Genomic DNA, 507 nt, shown 5'->3' with positions numbered 1-507 from the left:
TCGGGTGTCGGTAAGACCGAGTTGTCGAAGGCGCTGGCGGAGTTCCTGTTCGGGGACGAAGACGCGCTGATCATGCTGGACATGTCGGAGTTCATGGAGAAGCACACCGTCTCCCGGCTGTTCGGCTCGCCTCCCGGTTACGTCGGCTACGAAGAGGGCGGGCAGCTCACCGAGAAGGTGCGGCGCAAGCCGTTCTCGGTGGTGCTGTTCGACGAGATCGAGAAGGCCCACCCCGACATCTTCAACAGCCTGCTGCAGATCCTGGAGGACGGTCGCCTGACCGACGCCCAGGGCCGGGTGGTCGACTTCAAGAACACGGTCATCATCATGACCACCAACCTCGGCACCCGTGACATCAGCAAGGGCATCGGGGTCGGGTTCGCCAAGAACAACGACGTCGAGGGCAACTACGACCGGATGAAGGCCAAGGTCCAGGAGGAGCTCAAGCAGCACTTCCGGCCCGAGTTCCTCAACCGCGTCGACGACACCGTCGTCTTCCACCAGCTC

Annotated in this window: 1 protein-coding gene; it reads left to right on the top strand. The window is 62.7% G+C overall.

Translation table 11 applies throughout. The features are described 5' to 3' along the window. Positions 1 to 507 (top strand): AAA family ATPase (locus AW273_RS00065; protein WP_157555493.1); only part of this gene is annotated, 507 nt, incomplete at both ends.

The organism is Herbidospora yilanensis, assembly GCF_001570565.1.
Lineage (GTDB): Bacteria > Actinomycetota > Actinomycetes > Streptosporangiales > Streptosporangiaceae > Herbidospora > Herbidospora yilanensis.
This window is presented reverse-complemented; position numbering and strand designations above follow the sequence as displayed.